At 37.5% G+C, this 20,828-nt stretch carries 21 protein-coding genes and 1 pseudogene; 7 read left to right on the forward strand and 15 right to left on the reverse strand.

What is annotated here, in order from left to right; all coding sequences use genetic code 11:
• Positions 1 to 113: 113 nt before the first annotated feature.
• The 9 genes and pseudogenes from SMA_RS08075 to SMA_RS08115 all read right to left on the reverse strand — a co-directional run bounded on the left by SMA_RS08075 (position 114) and on the right by SMA_RS08115 (position 7,173).
• Entirely contained in the window at positions 114 to 824 is a 711-nt protein-coding gene (locus SMA_RS08075) for an ABC transporter ATP-binding protein (RefSeq protein WP_014295091.1), read from the reverse strand.
• Positions 824 to 1,588 (reverse strand): ABC transporter ATP-binding protein, encoded by a 765-nt coding sequence (locus SMA_RS08080; RefSeq protein WP_014295092.1) that lies wholly within the window; start codon positions 1,586 to 1,588, stop codon positions 824 to 826. The genes SMA_RS08075 and SMA_RS08080 overlap by 1 nt, the downstream gene beginning before the upstream one ends.
• Positions 1,588 to 2,541 (reverse strand): branched-chain amino acid ABC transporter permease, encoded by a 954-nt coding sequence (locus SMA_RS08085; protein ID WP_014295093.1) that lies wholly within the window; start codon positions 2,539 to 2,541, stop codon positions 1,588 to 1,590. The genes SMA_RS08080 and SMA_RS08085 overlap by 1 nt, the downstream gene beginning before the upstream one ends.
• Before the next feature lie 3 nt (positions 2,542 to 2,544).
• The gene (locus SMA_RS08090) at positions 2,545 to 3,429 is read right to left on the reverse strand and encodes a branched-chain amino acid ABC transporter permease (protein WP_014295094.1); all 885 of its coding nucleotides are present in this window, start codon (positions 3,427 to 3,429) and stop codon (positions 2,545 to 2,547) included.
• Positions 3,430 to 3,480: 51 nt separating this feature from the next.
• On the reverse strand, positions 3,481 to 4,662 hold the full coding sequence (locus SMA_RS08095) for an ABC transporter substrate-binding protein (protein WP_014295095.1): 1,182 nt from the start codon (positions 4,660 to 4,662) through the stop codon (positions 3,481 to 3,483).
• Between the two features lie 112 nt (positions 4,663 to 4,774).
• Positions 4,775 to 5,026, reverse strand: a complete 252-nt coding sequence (locus SMA_RS11710) for a YlbG family protein (RefSeq protein WP_009854761.1) — start codon at positions 5,024 to 5,026, stop codon at positions 4,775 to 4,777.
• 96 nt (positions 5,027 to 5,122) lie between these two features.
• Positions 5,123 to 5,461: pseudogene (locus SMA_RS11715) on the reverse strand (YlbF family regulator); the annotation flags it as partial.
• A 96-nt stretch (positions 5,462 to 5,557) separates the two neighbouring features.
• Positions 5,558 to 6,148 carry an ATP-dependent Clp protease proteolytic subunit gene (locus SMA_RS08110; protein WP_014295097.1) on the reverse strand — a complete coding sequence of 197 codons (591 nt, stop codon included), beginning with the start codon at positions 6,146 to 6,148 and terminating at the stop codon, positions 5,558 to 5,560.
• Between the two features lie 131 nt (positions 6,149 to 6,279).
• Positions 6,280 to 7,173 carry a DMT family transporter gene (locus SMA_RS08115; protein WP_014295098.1) on the reverse strand — a complete coding sequence of 298 codons (894 nt, stop codon included), beginning with the start codon at positions 7,171 to 7,173 and terminating at the stop codon, positions 6,280 to 6,282.
• 112 nt (positions 7,174 to 7,285) lie between these two features.
• Between SMA_RS08115 and SMA_RS08120 the strand changes: the two genes are divergently transcribed.
• Positions 7,286 to 8,155 carry a LysR family transcriptional regulator gene (locus SMA_RS08120; RefSeq protein WP_014295099.1) on the forward strand — a complete coding sequence of 290 codons (870 nt, stop codon included), beginning with the start codon at positions 7,286 to 7,288 and terminating at the stop codon, positions 8,153 to 8,155.
• 65 nt (positions 8,156 to 8,220) lie between these two features.
• Here SMA_RS08120 and upp read toward each other — a convergent pair whose 3' ends face one another.
• From upp to SMA_RS08140, 4 genes are all read right to left on the reverse strand, one after another.
• Entirely contained in the window at positions 8,221 to 8,850 is a 630-nt protein-coding gene (gene upp, locus SMA_RS08125) for a uracil phosphoribosyltransferase (RefSeq protein ID WP_014295100.1), read from the reverse strand.
• Positions 8,851 to 9,008: 158 nt separating this feature from the next.
• A complete protein-coding gene (locus SMA_RS08130) occupies positions 9,009 to 10,172 on the reverse strand; it encodes a MalY/PatB family protein (RefSeq protein ID WP_014295101.1) in 1,164 nt (387 codons plus the stop codon).
• A gap of 1 nt (position 10,173) precedes the next feature.
• Complete coding sequence (locus tag SMA_RS08135; protein WP_014295102.1) at positions 10,174 to 11,268, reverse strand: cystathionine gamma-synthase; 1,095 nt, start codon at positions 11,266 to 11,268, stop codon at positions 10,174 to 10,176.
• A gap of 251 nt (positions 11,269 to 11,519) precedes the next feature.
• Positions 11,520 to 13,154 carry a putative polysaccharide biosynthesis protein gene (locus SMA_RS08140; RefSeq protein WP_014295103.1) on the reverse strand — a complete coding sequence of 545 codons (1,635 nt, stop codon included), beginning with the start codon at positions 13,152 to 13,154 and terminating at the stop codon, positions 11,520 to 11,522.
• A gap of 96 nt (positions 13,155 to 13,250) precedes the next feature.
• Between SMA_RS08140 and SMA_RS08145 the strand changes: the two genes are divergently transcribed.
• The 5 genes from SMA_RS08145 (at position 13,251) to SMA_RS08165 (ending at position 18,713) form a co-directional block, all read left to right on the forward strand.
• Positions 13,251 to 14,702 (forward strand): UDP-N-acetylmuramoyl-L-alanyl-D-glutamate--L-lysine ligase, encoded by a 1,452-nt coding sequence (locus tag SMA_RS08145; protein WP_014295104.1) that lies wholly within the window; start codon positions 13,251 to 13,253, stop codon positions 14,700 to 14,702.
• A gap of 176 nt (positions 14,703 to 14,878) precedes the next feature.
• Complete coding sequence (locus tag SMA_RS08150; RefSeq protein WP_014295105.1) at positions 14,879 to 15,661, forward strand: ABC transporter ATP-binding protein; 783 nt, start codon at positions 14,879 to 14,881, stop codon at positions 15,659 to 15,661.
• Positions 15,662 to 15,682: 21 nt separating this feature from the next.
• Positions 15,683 to 16,615: an ABC transporter substrate-binding protein gene (locus SMA_RS08155; RefSeq protein ID WP_014295106.1), complete on the forward strand. Its 933-nt coding sequence runs from the start codon at positions 15,683 to 15,685 to the stop codon at positions 16,613 to 16,615.
• 77 nt (positions 16,616 to 16,692) lie between these two features.
• Complete coding sequence (locus tag SMA_RS08160; protein WP_014295107.1) at positions 16,693 to 17,715, forward strand: FecCD family ABC transporter permease; 1,023 nt, start codon at positions 16,693 to 16,695, stop codon at positions 17,713 to 17,715.
• A complete protein-coding gene (locus SMA_RS08165) occupies positions 17,712 to 18,713 on the forward strand; it encodes a FecCD family ABC transporter permease (protein ID WP_014295108.1) in 1,002 nt (333 codons plus the stop codon). Before SMA_RS08160 ends, SMA_RS08165 begins: the two co-directional genes overlap by 4 nt.
• 61 nt (positions 18,714 to 18,774) lie before the next feature.
• On the opposite strand, the gene SMA_RS08170 is transcribed toward SMA_RS08165, so the two are convergent.
• Positions 18,775 to 19,431 carry a DUF1803 domain-containing protein gene (locus SMA_RS08170; protein ID WP_014295109.1) on the reverse strand — a complete coding sequence of 219 codons (657 nt, stop codon included), beginning with the start codon at positions 19,429 to 19,431 and terminating at the stop codon, positions 18,775 to 18,777.
• Positions 19,424 to 19,939 carry a YiiX/YebB-like N1pC/P60 family cysteine hydrolase gene (locus tag SMA_RS08175; RefSeq protein ID WP_014295110.1) on the reverse strand — a complete coding sequence of 172 codons (516 nt, stop codon included), beginning with the start codon at positions 19,937 to 19,939 and terminating at the stop codon, positions 19,424 to 19,426. Before SMA_RS08175 ends, SMA_RS08170 begins: the two co-directional genes overlap by 8 nt.
• Before the next feature lie 109 nt (positions 19,940 to 20,048).
• Between SMA_RS08175 and yaaA the strand changes: the two genes are divergently transcribed.
• Positions 20,049 to 20,780, forward strand: coding sequence for a peroxide stress protein YaaA (yaaA, locus tag SMA_RS08180; protein ID WP_014295111.1), 732 nt, complete (start codon positions 20,049 to 20,051; stop codon positions 20,778 to 20,780).
• The last annotated feature ends 48 nt before the right edge of the window (positions 20,781 to 20,828 follow it).

Genomic DNA, 20,828 nt, shown 5'->3' on the forward strand with positions numbered 1-20,828 from the left:
AAAGATTGAAAAAATAATGAAAATAAAGCAGCCAAGAATGTTGTTCATGATAAAAAGCCTAGGATAACAACTATCCTAGACTTGGTTAAATACTAAATTCAGCTAACGGTTTGTTAGCCACCGAGGTAAGCCTTGCGAACTTCTTCTGATTCTAACAACTCTTTACCTGTTCCTGAAAGAACAATTTTTCCTGTTTCTAAAACATAACCGCGGTCAGCAATCGCTAATGCTTTATTGGCATTTTGTTCAATCAACAAGACAGTTGTTCCTTGTTTTTGAATATCTTGAATGATGTCAAAGATTTCTTGGATAAAAATTGGCGCAAGTCCCATTGACGGTTCATCAAGAAGAAGTAATTTGGGTTGGCTCATCAAAGCACGTCCCATAGCAAGCATTTGTTGTTCACCACCTGAAAGTGTGGCTGCATCCTGCGATTTACGCTCTTCAAGTCGTGGGAAACGATCAAAAACTTTCTTCAAATTCTTTTGATTTTCTTCACGGTCATTACGCAAGAAAGCTCCCAATTCAAGGTTTTCAAGCACAGTTAAGCCTGGGAAAACGTGGCGCCCTTCAGGAACTTGTGACAAACCACTAGCAACGATTTTTCGAGCGGGTTCTTTTTGAATCTCTTCTCCTAAAAATTCAATTTTACCAGCACTTGGACGAACTAAACCAGAAATCGTACGAAGAATAGAAGTTTTACCAGCACCATTGGCACCGATAAGTGTGACAACTTCTCCTTCATTGACTTCAAATGAAACATCTTTTACAGCTTGGATAACGCCGTAATGGACTGATAAATTATCAACTTTTAACATTGTCATTATCCTTCACCTCCAAGATAAGCTTCAATAACACGTTGATTATTTTTGATTTCATCAGGTGTACCGTGAGCAATTAAACGTCCATATTCAAGAACATAAATGCGTTCTGTCACTTCCATTACAAGACTCATATCATGTTCGATAAGCATAATGGTAATGTTAAATTCTTCTTTGATTTGACGAATTAACTGTGTCAATTCTGCTGTTTCTTGTGGATTCATCCCAGCAGCAGGTTCATCTAAAAAAAGAATTTTTGGTTCAGTTGCAAGGGCACGCACAATTTCCAAACGACGTTGCTGACCGTAAGGAAGATTTTTAGCTAGGGTATCTGCATCCCCATCCAAATTAAAGATAGCTAACAAATCCATAGCTTTTTGGCGCAACTCTTCCTCGCTTTGATAGAATTTTGACAAACGAAGAAAGCTTGCAAAGACATGTGATTTATTTTGATTAGCCATGCCAACAAGTACATTTTCCAAAACAGTCATATCTTTAAAGAGACGGATATTTTGGAAAGTACGTGAAAGACCAAGCGATGCGATTTTATAAGGTTTCTTGCTATTTAACAATGTGCCGTCTAAAGAAACTGAGCCTTCGCTTGGTTCATAGACACCTGTCAAAAGGTTGAAAAGTGTTGTTTTACCAGCACCGTTTGGACCAATAAGACCAACTAACTCTCCCTCATTTAAATGCATTGTGACATCACCAACGGCTGTCAAACCACCGAAATGTTTGGTTAAATTTTTAACATCAAGAAGTGCCATTAATGATTGTCCCCCTTAGTTTTATTAAAGAAACGTGATAATGTGAATTCTTTTGTTCCTAAAAGTCCTCCTGGACGGAAAATCATTACCAAGATTAATGCCAATGAATAGATAATCATACGGAGGTTTGAAACGTTTTGCAAGAACATGTTAAGAATTCCTAAAACAATGGCTGCTAGAATAGTTCCTGTGATAGAACCAAGCCCACCAAGAACGGCAATAATCAAGTAATCAATTGATTTCATGATAGTAAAGTCTTTTGGTACAACTGTTCCGATGTAACCAACGTAAAGTGAGCCAGCGATAGCTGAAATGATAGCTCCCATTACAAAAATTAAGACTTTCATTCTTGTGACGTTGACACCCATTGCTTCTGCTGCAATCTCATCTTCACGAACAGAAATAACTTGACGTCCAATAGATGAACGCAAGAAATTTAAAATCAAAATCGTAATTGCGACGACAAAGATAAAGATTACTGGCCATGTTGTGTATGGCAAAATTCCTGTCAAACCAGCCGCACCGTTGGTTAAATCGCCACCATTGACAATAACAATACGGATAATTTCAGCCATACCAAGCGTTGCAATCGCAAGGTAGTCACCTTTCAAACGAAGTGTTGGAATACCAAAAACAAGCGCCACAAGAACAGCAATCACAATCCCAACAAGCATTGAGAAATAGAAACCACCATAAGTTGGATTTTGTTGTGTAATAATCGCTGTTGCATAAGCACCGATTGCCATAAACCCAGCTTGTCCAAGTGTGAATTGTCCTGAGAAACCGAGCACAAGGTTAGTACCAAGTCCCATTAAAATACTAATCCCAATCCCCATGAGAATTTGAATGTAGTAAAGGTTCAAAATATTAGTTGTTGCTAGAAATTCTAAGATTCCAAAAAGAACAACAATCAAAGCAAGCCAAGAAAGATTGATTTTTAGATTCTTTTTCATTTTCTACACCTTCTCTTTCACGTTTTTGCCAAGAATACCAGCAGGTCTTACCAAAAGAATGATAATTAAGACACCGTAAACAATGGCATCACGATAACTTGAAAGGTTGAGAGAAATTGATAAAGTTTCCAAAATACCAATAACAAATCCACCTAAAGCTGCCCCTGGAATAATGCCGATACCACCAAGAACAGCGGCAACGAAGGCTTTGATACCAGGTGTCATCCCCATTAATGGTTCAATTGAGTTATAGTAAAGACCGATTAACACACCTGCGGCACCTGCAAGTGCAGAACCAAGCGCAAATGTGAAACTAATTGTTGAATTGACGTTAATTCCCATTAATTCAGCTGCATCGCTATCAACAGATACAGCACGCATTGCTTTCCCCATTTTTGTTTTCTTAACGATTAATTGCAACGCAACCATCAAAACAAGGGAAACAATCAAAATCAACAATTGAATGTTTGTCACCGTTACAGAGCCAATCTTGTAGCTGACAATGTCGATAGCTTGCGGGAATGAACGTGTATTTGCACCGACCAAGAAAATCATACCATATTCAAGGAAGAATGACACACCAATCGCCGTAATCAAAGCTGCAATACGCGTCGAATGACGTAATGGACGATAAGCCAAAAACTCAATAATCATTCCCAGACAAGCTGTGGCAATCATTGTAAAAATGAGTGCAATCCAGAAATTCATGTGAAGGCTACTAATAGCATAGTAACCGATAAATGCACCTAGCATATAAATATCGCCATGAGCAAAATTAATTAATTTAATAATCCCATAAACCATGGTATAACCAAGAGCAAGTAACGCATAGATACTTCCTAGAATAATACCATTAACCAGTTGTTGGGGGAGCTGTTCTAAAAACATATAATACCAAACTTTCTAGTTATGTGATATAAAGCTAAAGGAAAATGACCTCTAGTTATCTCCTGTAATTTCAACGGCTTCAGCCGAATCTTCAACACCATCTTTCATCTTAACCATCAAGGCTGTCTTGATTGGGTTATGATCTTCATCGATAGTCATTGTACCAGTAACACCTTCAAAATCTGTCAGATTTGCTAAGTTATTAGCAATATCAACAGAAGTCTCTGCGCCTTCTGCTGCTTTTGCAATCATATAAACAGAGTCATATGCAAGCGCTGCAAACATATTTGGTTCTGAACCGTATTTTTCTTTATATGCTGCAATAAATTCTGTTGCTTTATCTGAAAGTGCTGTTTTCGTTGAATAACCTGATACGTAATAAACATCATGCGTATTTGCTGTACCAGCCAAGTCAGCAAAGCTATCATCATTGAAACCATCAGGTCCCAAAATTGGAACTTCGATACCCATATCACGCGCTTGTTTTGTAATGATACCAGTTTCTGTATAATAACCTGGCATTACAATAGCATCATAATCCAAGTTTTTGAATTTTGTCAAGGCTGATTGGAAATCTTTATCCCCTGAAGCAAATGTCTCTGTTGCAACAATCTCTCCTTGATATTTTTCTTGGAATTCCTCAGCAATCCCTTTAGCATAGTCACTTGAGTTATCATAATAAAGAACAACCTTTTTAGCATTCAAATTGCTATAAGCGTACTGTGCTAAAACCTGACCTTGGAAGCTGTCCTGGAAAGTCGCACGGAAAACGTACTTTTTAACGCCATCACTATCCACTGTCAAATCATCCTGTGTGCCACTTGGAGTCAACAACGGAACACCTGTTTTCTGGGCATTCAAACTAGCGGCAGAAACCGCACCAGAAGTGGCTGGACCAATCATGGCATTAACTTGACTTTGAATAGCCAAGTTAGTCGCTGCAGTAGAAGCTTCCGCGTTTTCAGATTTATTATCTTTCGTAACGAGTTCGATTTTTTTACCATCAACACCGCCAGCTTTATTAATCTCTTCAACGGCAAGTTTTATACCGTCATTTTCTGCATTACCATAAGCAGCTACTGCACCAGTCAATTCAAGATTAACACCAATTTTCAAGGTATCACCAATCGTTGTTCCTGTGGCATTTGCAGTGACGTCTGGTGACTTACTACAAGCCGCTAAAGCAATTGAGGCTAAAAAAGTTAGCGCTGTAAGCGCAATCTTTTTATGCATAAAAATTTCTCTCCTTAAATTTCTAATAAAAAGTTACTTCAGAGAATACTGAATTATCAGAAAATTGTCAACATTCTTTGTGTACTTCTTAGTCATACAAAATTATATTATATCAAAAACGAGCTAAATTGCCTACAAAATTTTTATCGATATTATCAAACTGTGATAATGATACTTCTTTAACAAATTTCAATTCTGAAATTTCTTTTGCAATATCTTCTGCTTCTTCTTTATTCACATACAAGACCTGATATCGCATTTTACGCGAATGGTATAAAACATCACCATATTTATTTAATTTTCGAGCATCACGATTATAGTATAAATAAACAATAATCCCCTGACGTTCCTGTTTTTTAAACATTTTTTTCCGTCCTCCTTTACTACAATTCCCATGGTGTAATTTATGTGGTGCCAAAGGCAAACCTGTATCTACAAAAATATCAGATGAAATAGCTGATGAGATTTTTTGTGATAGTTCTGCTAAAATTTTTTGAACAGCAACTTCACTTTGTCGCAATTGACTCACTTTTTCGTTGATGTCAATGGCTCTTTTTTCCTTTAAAAGTTGATGACGTATCTCAGTAAGTTCTGGTCGAAAAGCTGCATACGGCTTAGCATCTTCATAGCTTTGTTTCAAGGCTTGAAAATGCATAATTTTTTCCTGAAGTATAGTATCTGCCAAGAAAACCTCACGTGCTTTCCGATAGTCTTTGACACTTTCCAACTCAAGAAAGGATGCGACAACCTCATCAATAGTCTCATCAATATCAAATAATTGTTCATCAATTGTCAACATAAAACGATTATACCACAATTAACGTTAAATGTATCCTCGGTCAGCTCGGAACAAAAAAACCCACCAAAGGTGGGCTTAATATAGTATTATCTTCAATTAGTTTAATTCGTTGTTTACCATGATTTCGTCGATGAAGCCGTATTCGAGGGTTTCTTGTGCACTCATCCAGTTATCACGTTCGGCGTCAGCGTGAACTTTTTCAAATGTTTGACCAGAGTTGTTAGCCAAAATTTGTTCCAAGTTGTGACGTATTTTCAAAAGGTGTTCGGCAGCAATTGCCATATCTGTTTGTTGTGTACCGCCACCAGTACCACCCATTGGTTGGTGAATCATGTATTCAGCATTTGGCAACATGAAACGTTTACCTTTTGCACCTGATGACGCAATAACAGTTCCCATTGAAGCTGCCATACCCATAACAATTGTTTGAACATCTGATTTAATGAAATTCATTGTATCAACAATGGCAAGTCCTGCTGATACTGAACCACCAGGAGTATTAACATAAAGGTAAATATCTTTAGTGTTATCTTGTGCATCAAGGAACAACAATTGGGCAATGATAGAGTTAGCCATATTATCTTCAACTGGTCCAGTCAACATGATAATACGGTCTTTCAAAAGGCGTGAATAAATATCATATGAGCGTTCACCACGGCTCGTTTGTTCAATAACTACGGGAATCATATATTTCCTCCTTTATTAAGATACATGGACAAATTGAAATGGTGACTATCACCTTCTTATCCATGTCTGGTTTTAATAATGAATCTAAAACTATTATAGTCAATTGGTCAAAAAAGGTCAAATAAAAAACGTTAATAATTGACTTTTTCCTGAAGTAAAATGGATTGCTTGTCTTTTTTAGGCTGATAAGTCACTAAAAGCACACCGATAAAAATCAAAATAGTTCCCAAATAAGCTAAACTGCTCAGCCATTCTCCAAAAAATAAAAGGGCAAAAAAGGCTGTAAAAATAGGTTCTAGCGAAAACATAAAACTAGTAAATTCTGCACTGACATATGCTTGAACAATGGTTTGCATCACCCAACCATAAGCTGAACAAATCAATGCTAAACCTAGGACAGCTGCCCAAATCGTCCCACTATGAGGCAAAACAGATCTTTCAAGCGCAAGCGTCCCCACTAAAGCATAGAGGCTAGCAAAGCCCAACTGCCAAATGCCCAAACTCATCGCATCTACTCGCTCAATAAAATATTTAGAGAGAATGATATAGATAGCATATAAAGCTGCAGCCATTAGACACATAATCGCGCCGAAATTAAATTGCGATAAATCGGCACCAGTCAATAAAAAAAGCCCTGATAAAACAATCAGAATTGCTACTATTGTCTTTAAATCTGGTATTTTTCGTGTCATCATAGCCTGAATGATAGGAACAATAACTACCGTAGTAGAAGCCAGAAATCCTGCTGTTGAAGCTGATGTGTCAACGACACCAACGACTAAGCCATAAAAGACAGCGAATAGTAATAATCCTGCAAATGCACTGTAAATCATCATTTTCCACGAGAACGTCTTTTGCAAATGGCGGAAAAAAAGCAAAACGAGTGCCACAAAAGCTAACCCACAGCGAAGAGCAACTAATTCTATCGCCGGAATTTCAGATGCCCCAAGCGCCATAAAAAGATAAGACATTCCCCATACTAGAGGAACTGAAGCTGAAAAAAGTTTAGCATATTTCTGAATCATAACGTCACCTCTCGATTTTTCATTTCTTGTTTTATTATAAGTTGATATTAGCCATAAGTAAAATTAAAGTTTATAATATAAGTATAAGTTTTACTTATCAGGAGATACAGTTATGGTTTCAAAATATGCTATTTTTTGCTCAGTTATTGAATTGGGCTCATTTACCAAAACAGCAAAGCAACTAAATTATTCGCAGAGTGCTGTCAGCCAGACGATTAAAAATCTCGAAGAAGAGATTGGAACATGTTTACTAACGCGTGGCAATGAGGGAATAAAGCTCACAAAAGACGGACAAACACTTTATCCTTATTTCCAACAAATCGTCCAAGGTGAAAAACAGCTAACCAAAAAAATCAAGGAATTGCAAGGGTTGGATAAAGCCGAGATACGTATTGGTATCTTTACGTCGGCTAGTCGGAATTTCATTTTACCTTTTATCAAAGCATTCAAGGCGAATTATCCAAGTGTCAATTTTGTGCTCAAACAGGGAGAATATACTAGTATTTACCAATGGCTAGAAACTGGGCAAGTTGATTTAGGGTTTACCCATATGGACTACGTTGGGCAACTGCAATCGCAAATTCTCTATCAAGATTCTCTTTACGCCGTCTTGCCTAGCAAACACCCCCTAGCTCAGCAATCCGAAATCTCACTGGCTGATTTAGCTCAGACAGAGTTAATTCTACTTGATGAAGGTGACCACAGTTTGACACGTACCGCCTTTGCTAAGGAAAATATCGTGCCGACCTTTACCTATGAAATTTATGACGACTATACGATCTTGGAGATGATTCGACAAGGATTGGGAGTCAGTTTGCTTTATGAAAATTTCCTTGATGGCTTATCTCTTGAGGATTTAGCTGTTCGTCAGATTAGCGAAAATCCATTTAGAACCGTTGTTCTTGCATGGAAAAATTGGCAGACACTTCCCTTAGCAGCGCAACAATTTACCAAAAACGTTTCCAGCACTATTCATGACTAACAAAAAAGTTTGCGCTCATTATGGAACACAAACTTTTTATTATTAGTTAGGCAATCAACTTAATCTTATTTTGTGCCGAATAGGCGGTCACCAGCGTCACCAAGACCTGGAACGATGTAACCATGTTCGTCAAGTTTTTCGTCAAGAGTGGCTGTGTAAATGTCGATATCTGGGTGTGCTTCTTGGAGAGCTTTAACACCTTCTGGTGCAGATACGAGACAAACAAATTTAATGTTAGCTGCGCCACGTTTTTTAAGAGAATCAACAGCTAAAATAGCTGAACCACCTGTTGCAAGCATTGGGTCAACCACAAAAATTTGACGTTGGTCAATATCTTCTGGTAATTTCACAAGGTATTCAACAGGTTGCAATGTTTCTTCATCACGATACATTCCGATATGACCAACTTTAGCAGCTGGAACTAAGCTGAGGAAACCGTCAACCATACCGATACCAGCACGTAAAATAGGAACAATTGCTAATTTTTTACCAGTTAATTGTTTTTGAGTTGTTTTTGTAATCGGTGTTTCGATTTCAACATCTTCAAGTGGAAGGTCGCGCAATACTTCATAACCCATAAGCATTGCAATTTCATCAACTAATTCACGAAAATCTTTAGTTGAAGTTGTTGTGCGACGCAAGATTGATAATTTGTGTTGGATAAGCGGGTGTGAGATAACTTGGAATTTTCCCATGATGTACTCCTTTTATACTAAATTTAGTTTAACCTTATCAATTATAGCAGAAAATGGCAAAATATGCTCACTAATTATGACCAATGTCATACTTTTTTTAAAATTAGTCATTATTCTCAGTTTTATGAAAAAAACATCAGCCAATTGGACTGATGTCTTTACTTTCCAAAGACGCTAGCGATGCGTTTGCTGGCTTCTTTTACAGTTTCTAGTGGTGCAGCAACGTTTAGACGAGCAAAACTTTTGCCTTCTTTTCCAAAATGTGCGCCATCATTTAACACCACTTTTGCTTCTTTTTGAAGTTTTTCATTTAATTGTGGTTGTTCAATGCCATAGGCTGAAAAGTCAAGCCACACAAGGTAAGTTCCCTCAGGCTTCATGACCTTAATCTTGGTATTTTCCTCAAAATAATCCACAACGTAATTAATATTTTCTTCGATAACTTTTTTTAATTCTTCTAACCATGGCTTGCCATAAGTAAAGGCAGTTTCTGTCGTAATCATTCCCAGAGTCGGAACTTCGTGTTGATTATTAGCCAATTGGACACGTTTAAATTGCTTACGAAGTTTCGGATTTTGAATAATCGCAAAGCTATTTTTCGTACCAGCAATGTTAAATGTTTTCGTAGCTGATGACAGGATAAGCGTAAATTCTTTAAAACGGTCATCAACCGTATTGAAAGAATGGTGTTTATTGCCAAAAAGCGCTAAGTCTTGATGAATTTCATCTGAAACTAAGATAACGCCATGTTTTTCACAAAGCTCACCGATTTTTTGCAATTCTTGTGCTGACCAGATACGCCCACCAGGGTTGTGTGGGCTACAAAAAACATAAAGTTTCACCTGATTATCAACGATATCTTTCTCAAGTTGGTCAAAGTCAATTTCAAAATGCCCATTCTTAATAACCAAAGAATTTTCCACTAATTTACGGTCATTTAGACGAATTGTCCGTGCAAAAGGATAATAAACTGGCGAATTAATCAGCACCGCATCGCCTTTTTCAGTAAAAGCCTGAATAGCAACTGAAATGGCAGGAACAACACCATCAATGAAAGAAATGTCATCTTTGGTGATGTTGTAGCCGTGTTCTTTTCTTTCCCAATCAATCACTGATTGATAAAGAGAATCCTTAAAATAATTATAGCCAAAGAGGTGTTCTTGTCCATAATCGATAACCGCTTCTTTAATTTCTGGAACAGGCAAAAAATCCATATCAGCAACCCAAAGTTGAAGCAAATCAGGGTCATTTTCAGACGTCTGCCATTTATATGTGAAATGTGTTAGGCGATTTGGTCTCGTTGTAAAATCATATGTTCCCATACTAAGCCTCCAATGCGTGTTTTAGGTCATCAATTAAATCTTCAACATCTTCGATTCCAATAGATAAGCGCAATAAATCATTGGTTAATCCGTAAGATAAACGAACCTCTTCAGGAATGTCTGCGTGTGTTTGGGTTCTTGGGTAAGTGATTAAACTTTCCACACCACCAAGACTTTCTGCAAATGTAATAATATCAAGACTATTGATAATATCTGGAATCTTACTTTCATCAACCACTCTGAAAGAAATCATGCCACCTTTACCCGTATAAAGCACTTCTTTAACAGCAGGTAATTTTTCCAAAAATGCAACAATCTCACGCGCATTTTCAGTTGATTTTTCCATGCGAAGTTTAAGAGTTTTTAACCCACGCATTAACATATAAGAATCAAATGGTGATAAAGTTGGACCAGTCGTATTGAGATTGTAGAAAAGTTTGTCATATGTCTCTTTGTCGTTTGTAATCACAACGCCTGCTAAGACATCATTATGTCCTGCCAAATATTTTGTGGCTGAATGCACAACAATATCAGCTCCAAGTGGAATTGGATTTTGATAAATTGGGCTGTAAAAAGTATTGTCCACAATAAGCTTAACCCCCTTGGCATGAGCCGCATTCGCCACTTTTTCAATGTCAAATTCAACCATTAGTGGATTCGTTGGAGTCTCAATGTAAACAATATCCGTGTCATCAGAAATTGCTGCTAAAAGCTCTGCTTCTGTATTGGTGTATTCAAACGAAAAACGCCCTTCTCTTTCTTTATCATTGAACCAACGGAAAGAGCCACCATATAAGTCACGTGCGGCAACTACTTTGGCTCCAACAGGAAAAATTTCAAAGGCTAAAACAATAGCACTCATACCAGATGACGTTGCAAGTGCATAATCTGCTTTTTCAATCGCTGCAAGTGTCTTTTCAAGTGTTGCGCGTGTTGGGTTTTGCGTTCTTGTGTAATCAAAACCTGTTGATTTTCCAAACTCTGGGTGTTGATAAGTTGTGGAAAAATGAATAGGTGCTGCTAACGCTCCTGTCGCTTCATCTGATTTTATTCCTGCATGTGCTAAAATAGTTGCCAATCTACAATCACTTTTCATGGTGTCTCCCCCTCCAAACATATCACTACCAGCTATACTGGTCTATTAAAATTTATAAACTATTCTATCATTTATTCGTTGAAATGCATGACTTTTTCGTTATTCTATTTCTTGATAATCGGCTATAAGTAAAAACTATAACTAAAAAAACAGTCCACTGGACTGTTTTTTTACGAGCCTTGAAATAAAGAAGCGAGTCAATCCAGTGGACGTTTTTTCATGAGCTTAGAAACAAGAAAGCGATTTTTTCATCATTCTAAATGTAGTTTTTGGCGGAGTGCTTTTGCTCTGCCACCAATTAATTTATCAAGCAGACGAGTTACCAAAGCAAGGAAGCCGTAAGCAAGCACACCTAAAGCACCAACAAGCACAATATAAACAACACTACCGACACGTGTCGTTGGGCTAACAATAAAATGAAGTCCAACGGTTGCTATGGCAATAATAACACCCATAATAACTGTTAAAATACTAACAAGAAGAATTCCTTGCCACAAAGCTTTATGGTTAAAGCGTGTCACTTCATGAATACGCTTATACATCAGAATAATTGGTATTGTTAAACCAATGGCTGTTGATAAAAGTGGGCCATAAGCGTGGAAGAAATAGATAAACGGAATTTGCAAAACAATCTTAATAATTAAACCGTAACCAAAATATCGAATAGCTTTGCGATTTTCAAATAAGGCTTGAAGCATAGGCGCTAAAAGGCTATAAAGTGCTAAGAAAATTACTTGCACCAAGGCACCTATAAATAGCCAAAGGGCTGTGCTATTTGGCGCACCGTAGAAAAGCGTATAGACTGGTTGTGCTAAAATAATCGCCCCAAGCATTGCTGGGAAAAGCACCATACACAGCATTTGCAAACTATTAATAACCAAATGCGCTGCTGCTTTTTTGTCTTTATTAACAAAGTTTTCTGTCAAAAGGGGAATACCAGCTCCACCGATGGCAGTAGCCAAAGAAATCAAAATCATCGTTACTTTATTTGGATTACTTGACAAATAAGCATATAAAATTTGCAATTCTTTGGTCGTATGCGACGTAAACAACTTCATTGTGTTGATAAATGACAACTGGTCAACAATCTGGAAGAGTTGAATCGCTGCTCCTGTAATGATAAACGGAATAGCTTCTTTTATCGTTTCAATGATAATCGCATTGGCATCAATATCAACATCATTATTTCCTGCAGAGAAAATAGCTTGCAACTTACCCTCGCGCCAAAGGAAGAAAAGGAGAACAAGGACACTAGCAATCATTCCGATAAAAGCAGCAAACGTTGATTGAACAACGGCTGAAACATAATCACCAGAGCCAATTTTCATAATCATGAAAGCCGTTAAAAGCATCCAGATAACACGGATAATTTGCTCTGCAATTTGGCTCATGGCATAAGGTTTTAAATTATTAAATCCTTGGAAAAAGCCACGTAGAACACTCATTGACGGGAAAAGCACGAGTGCCCAAGATAGACTTTTCATAACACGAACCAAATCAGCTCCGCCACCACTCCAAGCAGCTAGAATTGGTGAGCCAATGTACATAATCGCCGCAAAAATAAGCCCCAATACCAAGGTCAATCTTAAAATTTTACGTAATAAATAATAACTAGTATCTTCTTGACCTAACGTATTATACTTGGAAACCTGTTTAGCAATGGCAACAGGAATTCCCGCGGTTGAGATGAGTAGAAAAACGGCGTAAATATTATAGCCCATTCCAAAAAGTGCATTGGCTTGCTCACCGTGAGTCCCCATCCAAGCATACCAAGGGATAATGTAGAAAGCACCCAAAAGGCGACTAATAAAGTTTGACGCTGTCAACCATGCCGCCCCGCGCACCATCTGTTGCTGCTGTGTCATATTTGTTTTATTTTCAGACATAGTATTCTTCCTAATTTTTAAAATAAGCGTTGCTTTTTATTATAAACTTTTGATTGTGACTTGTAAAATAAAGACATTAAGTCTAAAATAGAGAGTATGATTACACTTGAAAAAACCCTCGACATTCTGAAAAATGACCATAATTTTCGCGAAATTATTTTCCATAATCACTATTCTTTAGATTGGAAAGAAAATCCAAGTTTTTCTAAGATTAGTTTTGATAGTCGCGAAGCAGATAAATCAACACTTTTCTTTGCCAAAGGTACGGCCTTTAAAAAAGAGTATCTTGAGCAAGCAATTAAAAATGGCTTGACTTTCTATGTTAGCCAAGTTGATTATGAGCTTGATATTCCAGCAATTATCGTTACTGATATCAAAAAAGCCATGAGCTTAATCGCCATGGAATTTTATGGTCATCCAGAAAATGATTTGAAAATCATTGCTTTTACGGGAACAAAAGGGAAAACAACTGCTGCTTATTTTGCCTACAATATCTTGAAACAAAGCCACCGAACTGCGATGTTTTCAACCATGAATACAACTTTGGACGGCAAAACTTTCTTTAAATCAAAATTAACAACGCCTGAAAGTCTTGACCTTTTCAAAATGATGGCAACAGCTGTCCAAAATGGCATGACACACCTTATCATGGAGGTTTCTAGTCAAGCTTATCTGGTTAAACGTGTTTATGGATTGACTTTTGATGTCGGAGTATTTCTCAATATCAGTCCAGACCATATTGGACCGATTGAACACCCAACATTTGAAGATTATTTCTACCACAAACGTCTTTTAATGGCAAATAGCAAAGCTGTGGTTGTCAATGCAGGAATGGATTACTTTGACGTTGTCGCACAACAAGTTGCCAATACTCCTCATGATTTTTACGGCAAGGGTTCTGATAATACGATCGAAAATGGTAGAGCTTTTGATTTTGATGTGACTGGCAAATTAGCAGGACATTATGATATTCAACTCATTGGCTCATTTAACAAAGAAAATGCGGTTGCTGCTGGTCTTGCTTGTCTGCGTTTGGGAACAAGTCTAGCTGACATTCAAAAAGGAATTGCGCAAACAAGTGTCCCTGGTCGCATGGAAGTCATTACGCAAACTAATGGTGCTAAAGTCTTTGTCGATTATGCACACAATGGTGACAGTCTTGAAAAACTGTTATCTGTCGTTGAAGAACACCAAAAAGGCGACCTTTACCTGATTCTTGGTGCAACTGGTAATAAGGGAGAAAGCCGTCGTGCTGACTTTGCTCGTGTCATCAATGCTCATCCAAATATTCACGTTATCTTAACAGCTGATGACCCTAATTACGAAGACCCACAAGCTATTGCCGAAGAAATTGCTAGTCAAGTGACACGTCCACTTGACATTCAAGTTGACCGTGAAAAGGCTATTTCACAAGCTATGGCACGAACTAATAATGAGACAGATGCTGTTATTATCGCTGGAAAAGGAGCTGACGCTTATCAAATCGTAAACGGTGAACGCACAGCTTATGCTGGTGATTTGAATATCGCCAAAAACTACCTTAATTAGAACAATTTTAAGTATTATTTTGAATGATTCTAATCACTAAAATGTAATAAAAATATTTAAACAAAAGGCTTTTCAGAGGCCTTTTTTCTTGTTACAATAAGAAAACAATTCTCGATTTAGGGACTTGTTTTTTGGAAGAAAAATTCCCCTAAAATGATTTTGAAAAGAGGTCAATTATGTCAGATATTTACGCTGAAAACATCTCAGTAGTTTACGATGATAAAGTGATTATCAATGACTTATCTGTTACCATAGCAAAACAAAAAATCACGACAATTATCGGTGCCAATGGTTGTGGTAAATCAACTTTATTAAAAGCTTTAACACGCATTCATGCCCTTAAAGCTGGTCAAGTATTTGTTGACGGAGAAGCAATTGCTCATTTACCTACTAAAGAAATCGCCAAAAAGTTAGCAATACTCCCCCAAATGCTTAAAGCGACTGAAGGCATTTCAGTTTATGAGCTTGTCTCATACGGTCGCTTTCCACATCAAAACTATTTGGGAAGTTTGAGCGACACGGACAAGGAAAAAATCAACTGGGCAATGGAAATAACCAAAATTGTTGAATTTGCCAATGAAAAAGTTGATTCGCTTTCAGGTGGTCAACGTCAACGTGTTTGGATTGCTATGGCTTTGGCTCAAGACACAGATACTATTTTTTTAGACGAGCCAACAACTTATCTAGATATGAACCACCAGCTGGAAATCTTGGAATTACTCCAAAAACTTAACCAAGATACCCAGAAAACTATTATTATGGTTTTGCACGATTTGAACTTATCAGCACGTTTTTCTGACGAATTGATTACCATGAAAGCTGGCGCGATTAAATATCACGGTAAGGTTCAAGACATCATGACAGCAGACATTTTACGTGATATTTTTAATATCGAAGCTCATATCGTTCAAGACCCCATCCTCAATCGTCCTATTTTGCTGACTTATCAGCTAACATAGATTTTTATTAGGAGAATAGACATGAAAAAGTTTTTCGCCGTTTTAACGACTTTTCTAGCAACATTTTTACTCGTTGCTTGCCATAATACATCATCGACTTCAGATGATACCGAGTTATCTAGCATGCCTAAAATTACTGGATTTTCTTATGAAGGAGATATTCCTAAAAATCCTCAAAAGGTCATTAATTTTGCCTACTCATACACAGGTTATTTATTAGAACTCGGTGTCAATGTTTCAAGTTATTCACTTGATTTAGAAAAAAATAGCCCTGTTTTTGGTGATCAATTAGCTGACGCTGTCCAATTAACATCAGATGATACCGAAGCTATTGCTGCCCAAAAACCAGACCTTATCATTGCTTTTTCAACAGATGAAAATCTTGATGATTTAAAAGCAATTGCTCCTGTTTTAGTCATTGAATACGGTAAAAGTGATTATTTGGAAATGATGACTAATCTCGGAAAAGTTTTTGATAAAGAAGATGAAGCACAAGAATGGCTTGATAACTGGGAAACTAAAACTGCTGAAGCTAAAGAAGAACTGAGTCAATACATTGATTCATCAACGACTTTTACGGTTATGGATTTTTACGACAAAGATATTTACCTTTATGGTAATAACTGGGGACGTGGTGGTGAGTTGATTTATGATTCGCTTGATTATGCTGCACCACAAAAAGTCCAAGATGATGTTTTCCCTGCTGGCTGGTTTGGCATTTCACAAGAAGTTCTTGGAGATTATATCGGAGACTACGTTGTTCTTAATGTTAGTGACGACACTAAAGAAGCGGCAGCTTCCCTAAAAGAAAGCGATATTTGGAACAATATTTCTGCTGTGAAAAATAATCACGTTTTAGAGGTTGATGAAAGCCTCTTCTACTTCTCAGACCCAATGTCGCTTGATAAACAGCTGGATGCTTTTGTATCAGCAATCAAGCAAGCTAATAGTTAAACTCACTTACCAGCTGAGAACTGCCCGCAATCCATACGCTAGGTAGTTTTCGCTGATTTCTCTGAAAGGGAAAGACAATGAAACAACTGTACCTTTTTTTTAAAAAGAATAAACGTTTAAGAGCGTGGCTTCTTTTTTTCAGCCTCTGTTTTCTTTTTATCTTTGGTTGGTATTTAAGCCTTCGCTTTGGTGCAGTAGCTTATTCTAATACTCAATTAATGAGTGTTTTTAGACACCCTTTAACTGATTCTAACTTACAAGATGTGATTTTTGATTTGCGGCTGCCAAGAACCATTGCTGCTATTTTAGTTGGGGCTGCCATGGCACAATCTGGTAGCATTATTCAAGGCGTTACTCGTAATCCTATTGCTGACCCTGGTTTGCTTGGCATTAATGCTGGCGCTGGTTTAGCCTTGATTGTAGGTTATGCCATTTTTGGTAGTATGCATTACAGTTTGATTTTAATCATTTGTCTGTTTGGTGCGATTTTAGCTGCTATTTTAGTATTTGGAATAGCTTATCATCCTCGAAAAGGATACCAACAACTTCGACTCATTTTAGCAGGTATTATGATTTCAACCCTATTTTCATCACTTGGTCAGGTAATAATGCTGTATTTTGATTTGTCAAAAGCAGTTATCGGTTGGCAATCTGGTGGCTTAGCACAAATAAATTGGAAAATGTCAGGAATAATTGCGCCTTTTATTGTCATTGGCTTACTGTTAGCGCAGCTTTTTGCGCGTCAATTAACCATTCTAAGTCTTGATGAGACAGTTGCTAAAGCTCTGGGGCAACGAACTTTTGCCATGACCATGACTTTCCTTGCTATTGTGGTTATCTTATCGGCTGCCGCCGTGGCTCTTGTTGGCAGCATTGCATTTGTCGGGCTTATCATTCCTCATTTTATCAAAATGTTTGTGGCGAAAGATTATCGGATTATCCTTCCTTTAACAGCATTTGCTGGGAGCACTTTTATGCTTTGGGTCGATTTGATTTGCCGTACAATCAATCCGCCAGCAGAAACACCTGTTAGTGCGATTGTTAGTATCGTTGGCTTACCCTGCTTTCTGTGGTTGGTGCGAAAGGGAGAAAATTTATGACATCTGGAAAGAAAGTAGCTTGTCATTTCAGCGTTCTCATTTTTCTGTTATGTCTTATTTTCCTGCTATCCTTATCTCTAGGATATGCTAATTCCTCACTTCTAGAGGTCTGCAAGGTCTTTTTAGGAAAATCAGATGCAACCATGTCTTTCATTGTCACGCAAATCAGACTACCACACATTTTTGCTTGTATGCTCGGTGGCGGTTCGCTTGCCATGTCAGGTGTGTTGCTTCAAACACTCACTAAAAATCCCTTAGCCGATTCAGGTATTTTAGGAATAAATGCAGGAGCTGGGCTTGTGATTACGATTATGGTTGGGCTTTTGGATGTTACCAATTCCATGATGATTGCGCTTATGCCATTTTTAGCCATGTTAGGTGGTATTCTGACCATTTGTACTGTTTATTTTGTTTCACGTCAGAAAAATCAGCCGATTAGTCCGACACGCCTTATCATTACAGGTGTTGGAATTTCTAGCTTGCTTTCAGGTATCATGATTTCAATCATTGCAAACCTTGATACAAGTAAGACGGATTATATCGTCTCATGGCTAAGCGGAAAAGTAAGTGGGGGCAATTGGCAGACATTGATGATTTTAGCACCGCTTCTATTAATCACTTGGCTATTAACTTACAGTCAAAGTTATGCACTAAATATTATGAGCCTTAACGAAGAAACAGCTATCGCTTTAGGTTTAAATCTAAAACGAGAATGTCTCTACACACTAATACTCTCGACTGCCTTGGCGGCGCTTAGTGTTGTTCTTGTGGGCAATATCACATTTATCGGTCTACTTGCTGGTCACATCACGCGCCAATTATTAGGAAGCGACCACCACATCAGCCTTCCGTCTAGTCTGCTCATCGGAATGATTATTTTTTTAATTGCCGATACGATTGGACGTGTTTGCTTAGTTGGTACAGGAATTCCAACAGGACTTGTCGTTGCAGTTATCGGAGCACCTTATTTTATCTATCTAATGATAAAGACAACGTGAATTGTCCAATAGCTTTCTTGTTTCTAGGCGAGTAAAAAAACAGTCTGCTGGACTGTTTTTTTTAAGCTTTACTGATAAAAATCAAGTTTTCTTTGTCAAAAAGCATGTTCAATTCGTACTTGCCTTGGTCATTTTTTCGGATATAATCCAATTTTTCCAACGTTTCTACAAAAATATCTGGGCGTTTTTGAGCAACTTCGTCCTTACGACCAAATTTTAACAAAAATGTTGTCATATATTTCAAAGCATATTGTGGATTGACGTCTCCAAGCAAATCATACAAAGGTTCTTGCGCTTTAGACATTGATAAATTATCTGCTAATTTGAAGAAATAATTTGACAAGGTTAACTCACTACGAGCGATACTTGTTTTTTCAACAAGCACCAAATCATTAGCCTCATTTATCAAATGTGTTTCAAAAGTCAGAGCCATCAAGTCCTCATAGATAGCACTTTGGTCATCTACAAAAAGTTGACTGTCTAAACTAACATTTTCTAGGCTATCAAGCAAGTTAAAACCAATCGTATAGCGTTTATTGTCACGAATAATGTAGCCTGCTTGCACGTATTCCTCAATCAAACGGTCAATTTTGGGAACCTCTGGAAAGTTTTCCTTGATTTGGCGTAAGGTCACATCATCTGTTTGATAAAGAAAATTAATCAAGTCTTGAAAAAAAGCTTGTCTGGTCAATTTATCTGGATTGAAAATGTTAATCATGTAATTCTCCTAAATACTGCAAATGCTCGGACTGTGCCAATTGACTAGGGTTAGTCCCAGATTGATTTAGCGGAACAGTCACTCCAAGCTCATCATAATATTGCTGCCAAAACTCAGAAATCGTATGCTTATCATCACCAAACTGCATGGGGATTGTTTCAAAAATTGGCAAAATATCCGCAATATATTGTGAGCAATAATAAGAACCATTATCTGGATAGAAACTGTGATTGTAAGGTCTGCCCAGCAAATGCTCCGTCGCTGCCTGAACCTGCTCAGACTTAATCCTAGGATAACGGTAAACAAAAATTCTATGCTGCTTCGTTTTCAAAAATTCCCTTAACTGCTGTTTAATGACACCTTTATCCTTGGTCGCATGATAAATCATTGAGTCAAAATAAATAGCAACATGGCTATATTGTCCAGTTGCTTTCTGGATAGCTTGCGACATATCGGAATTTCCGTACATAAAAAGCAAATCGCCAGCTCGTAATTCTTGAATATTCATAGCTTTATTGTAACAAAAAACACAAATGACTGCTATAAGAAGATAAGCTTCACTTTTTAATAAGTTTTTATCTTTGAAGAACTTTTGAGTTCTATGCTATAATGCCAGTATGAAAATATTGATTCCTAATGCCAAAGAATTACATACCAATCAAGATGCTTTTCCAAGCCAACCATTATCTGCCAAGAGCCAAGCAGTGCTCAAAGCCTTACAAGAATACTCCGTCGAAAGTTTGGCTAATTTTTACAAAATCAATTTAAGTAAAGCTGACCAAGAATGGACACGTTGGCAACGTCTAGCAGATAAACAAGCCAAAAACTACCCCGCATGGCTATTATATGACGGTCTCATGTATCGGTATATGAAACGAACTCAGGTAACCGAAGCGGAGCGATATTATCTTGATAACCATCTTCGTATTGCTACTGCCTTATACGGTTTAATCAGTCCCATGACGTTAATCGCACCACATCGCCTTGATTTTCAAGGAAATCTCAAGATTAACAACACATCATTAAAACAATTTTGGAGACAACAATACGACGAAGAAGTCCAAAATGACAAACTCATCATTTCACTACTGTCATCAGAATTTGAACAAGTTTTCTCTCCAAATATCCGCAAACGCATGGTTAAAATTGTCTTTATGGAAAATAGAAACGGAAAGCCAAAAGGTCATTCAACCATTTCTAAAAAAGGACGTGGTCGTTTGGTCTCACTAATGGCTGAAAAACAAATTGAAACCATTGAGCAAATCAAACACCTAACCTTTGACGGCTTCCGATTCTCACCAGAATTATCCAAAGACCAAACTCTCACCTTTATCCGTGATCAAGAATAACATCCCAAAAATAAAAAGCAAACCAATCAAACCAACGATTCGTTTGCT

Source organism: Streptococcus macedonicus ACA-DC 198, from assembly GCA_000283635.1.
Taxonomy (GTDB): Bacteria; Bacillota; Bacilli; order Lactobacillales; family Streptococcaceae; genus Streptococcus; species Streptococcus macedonicus.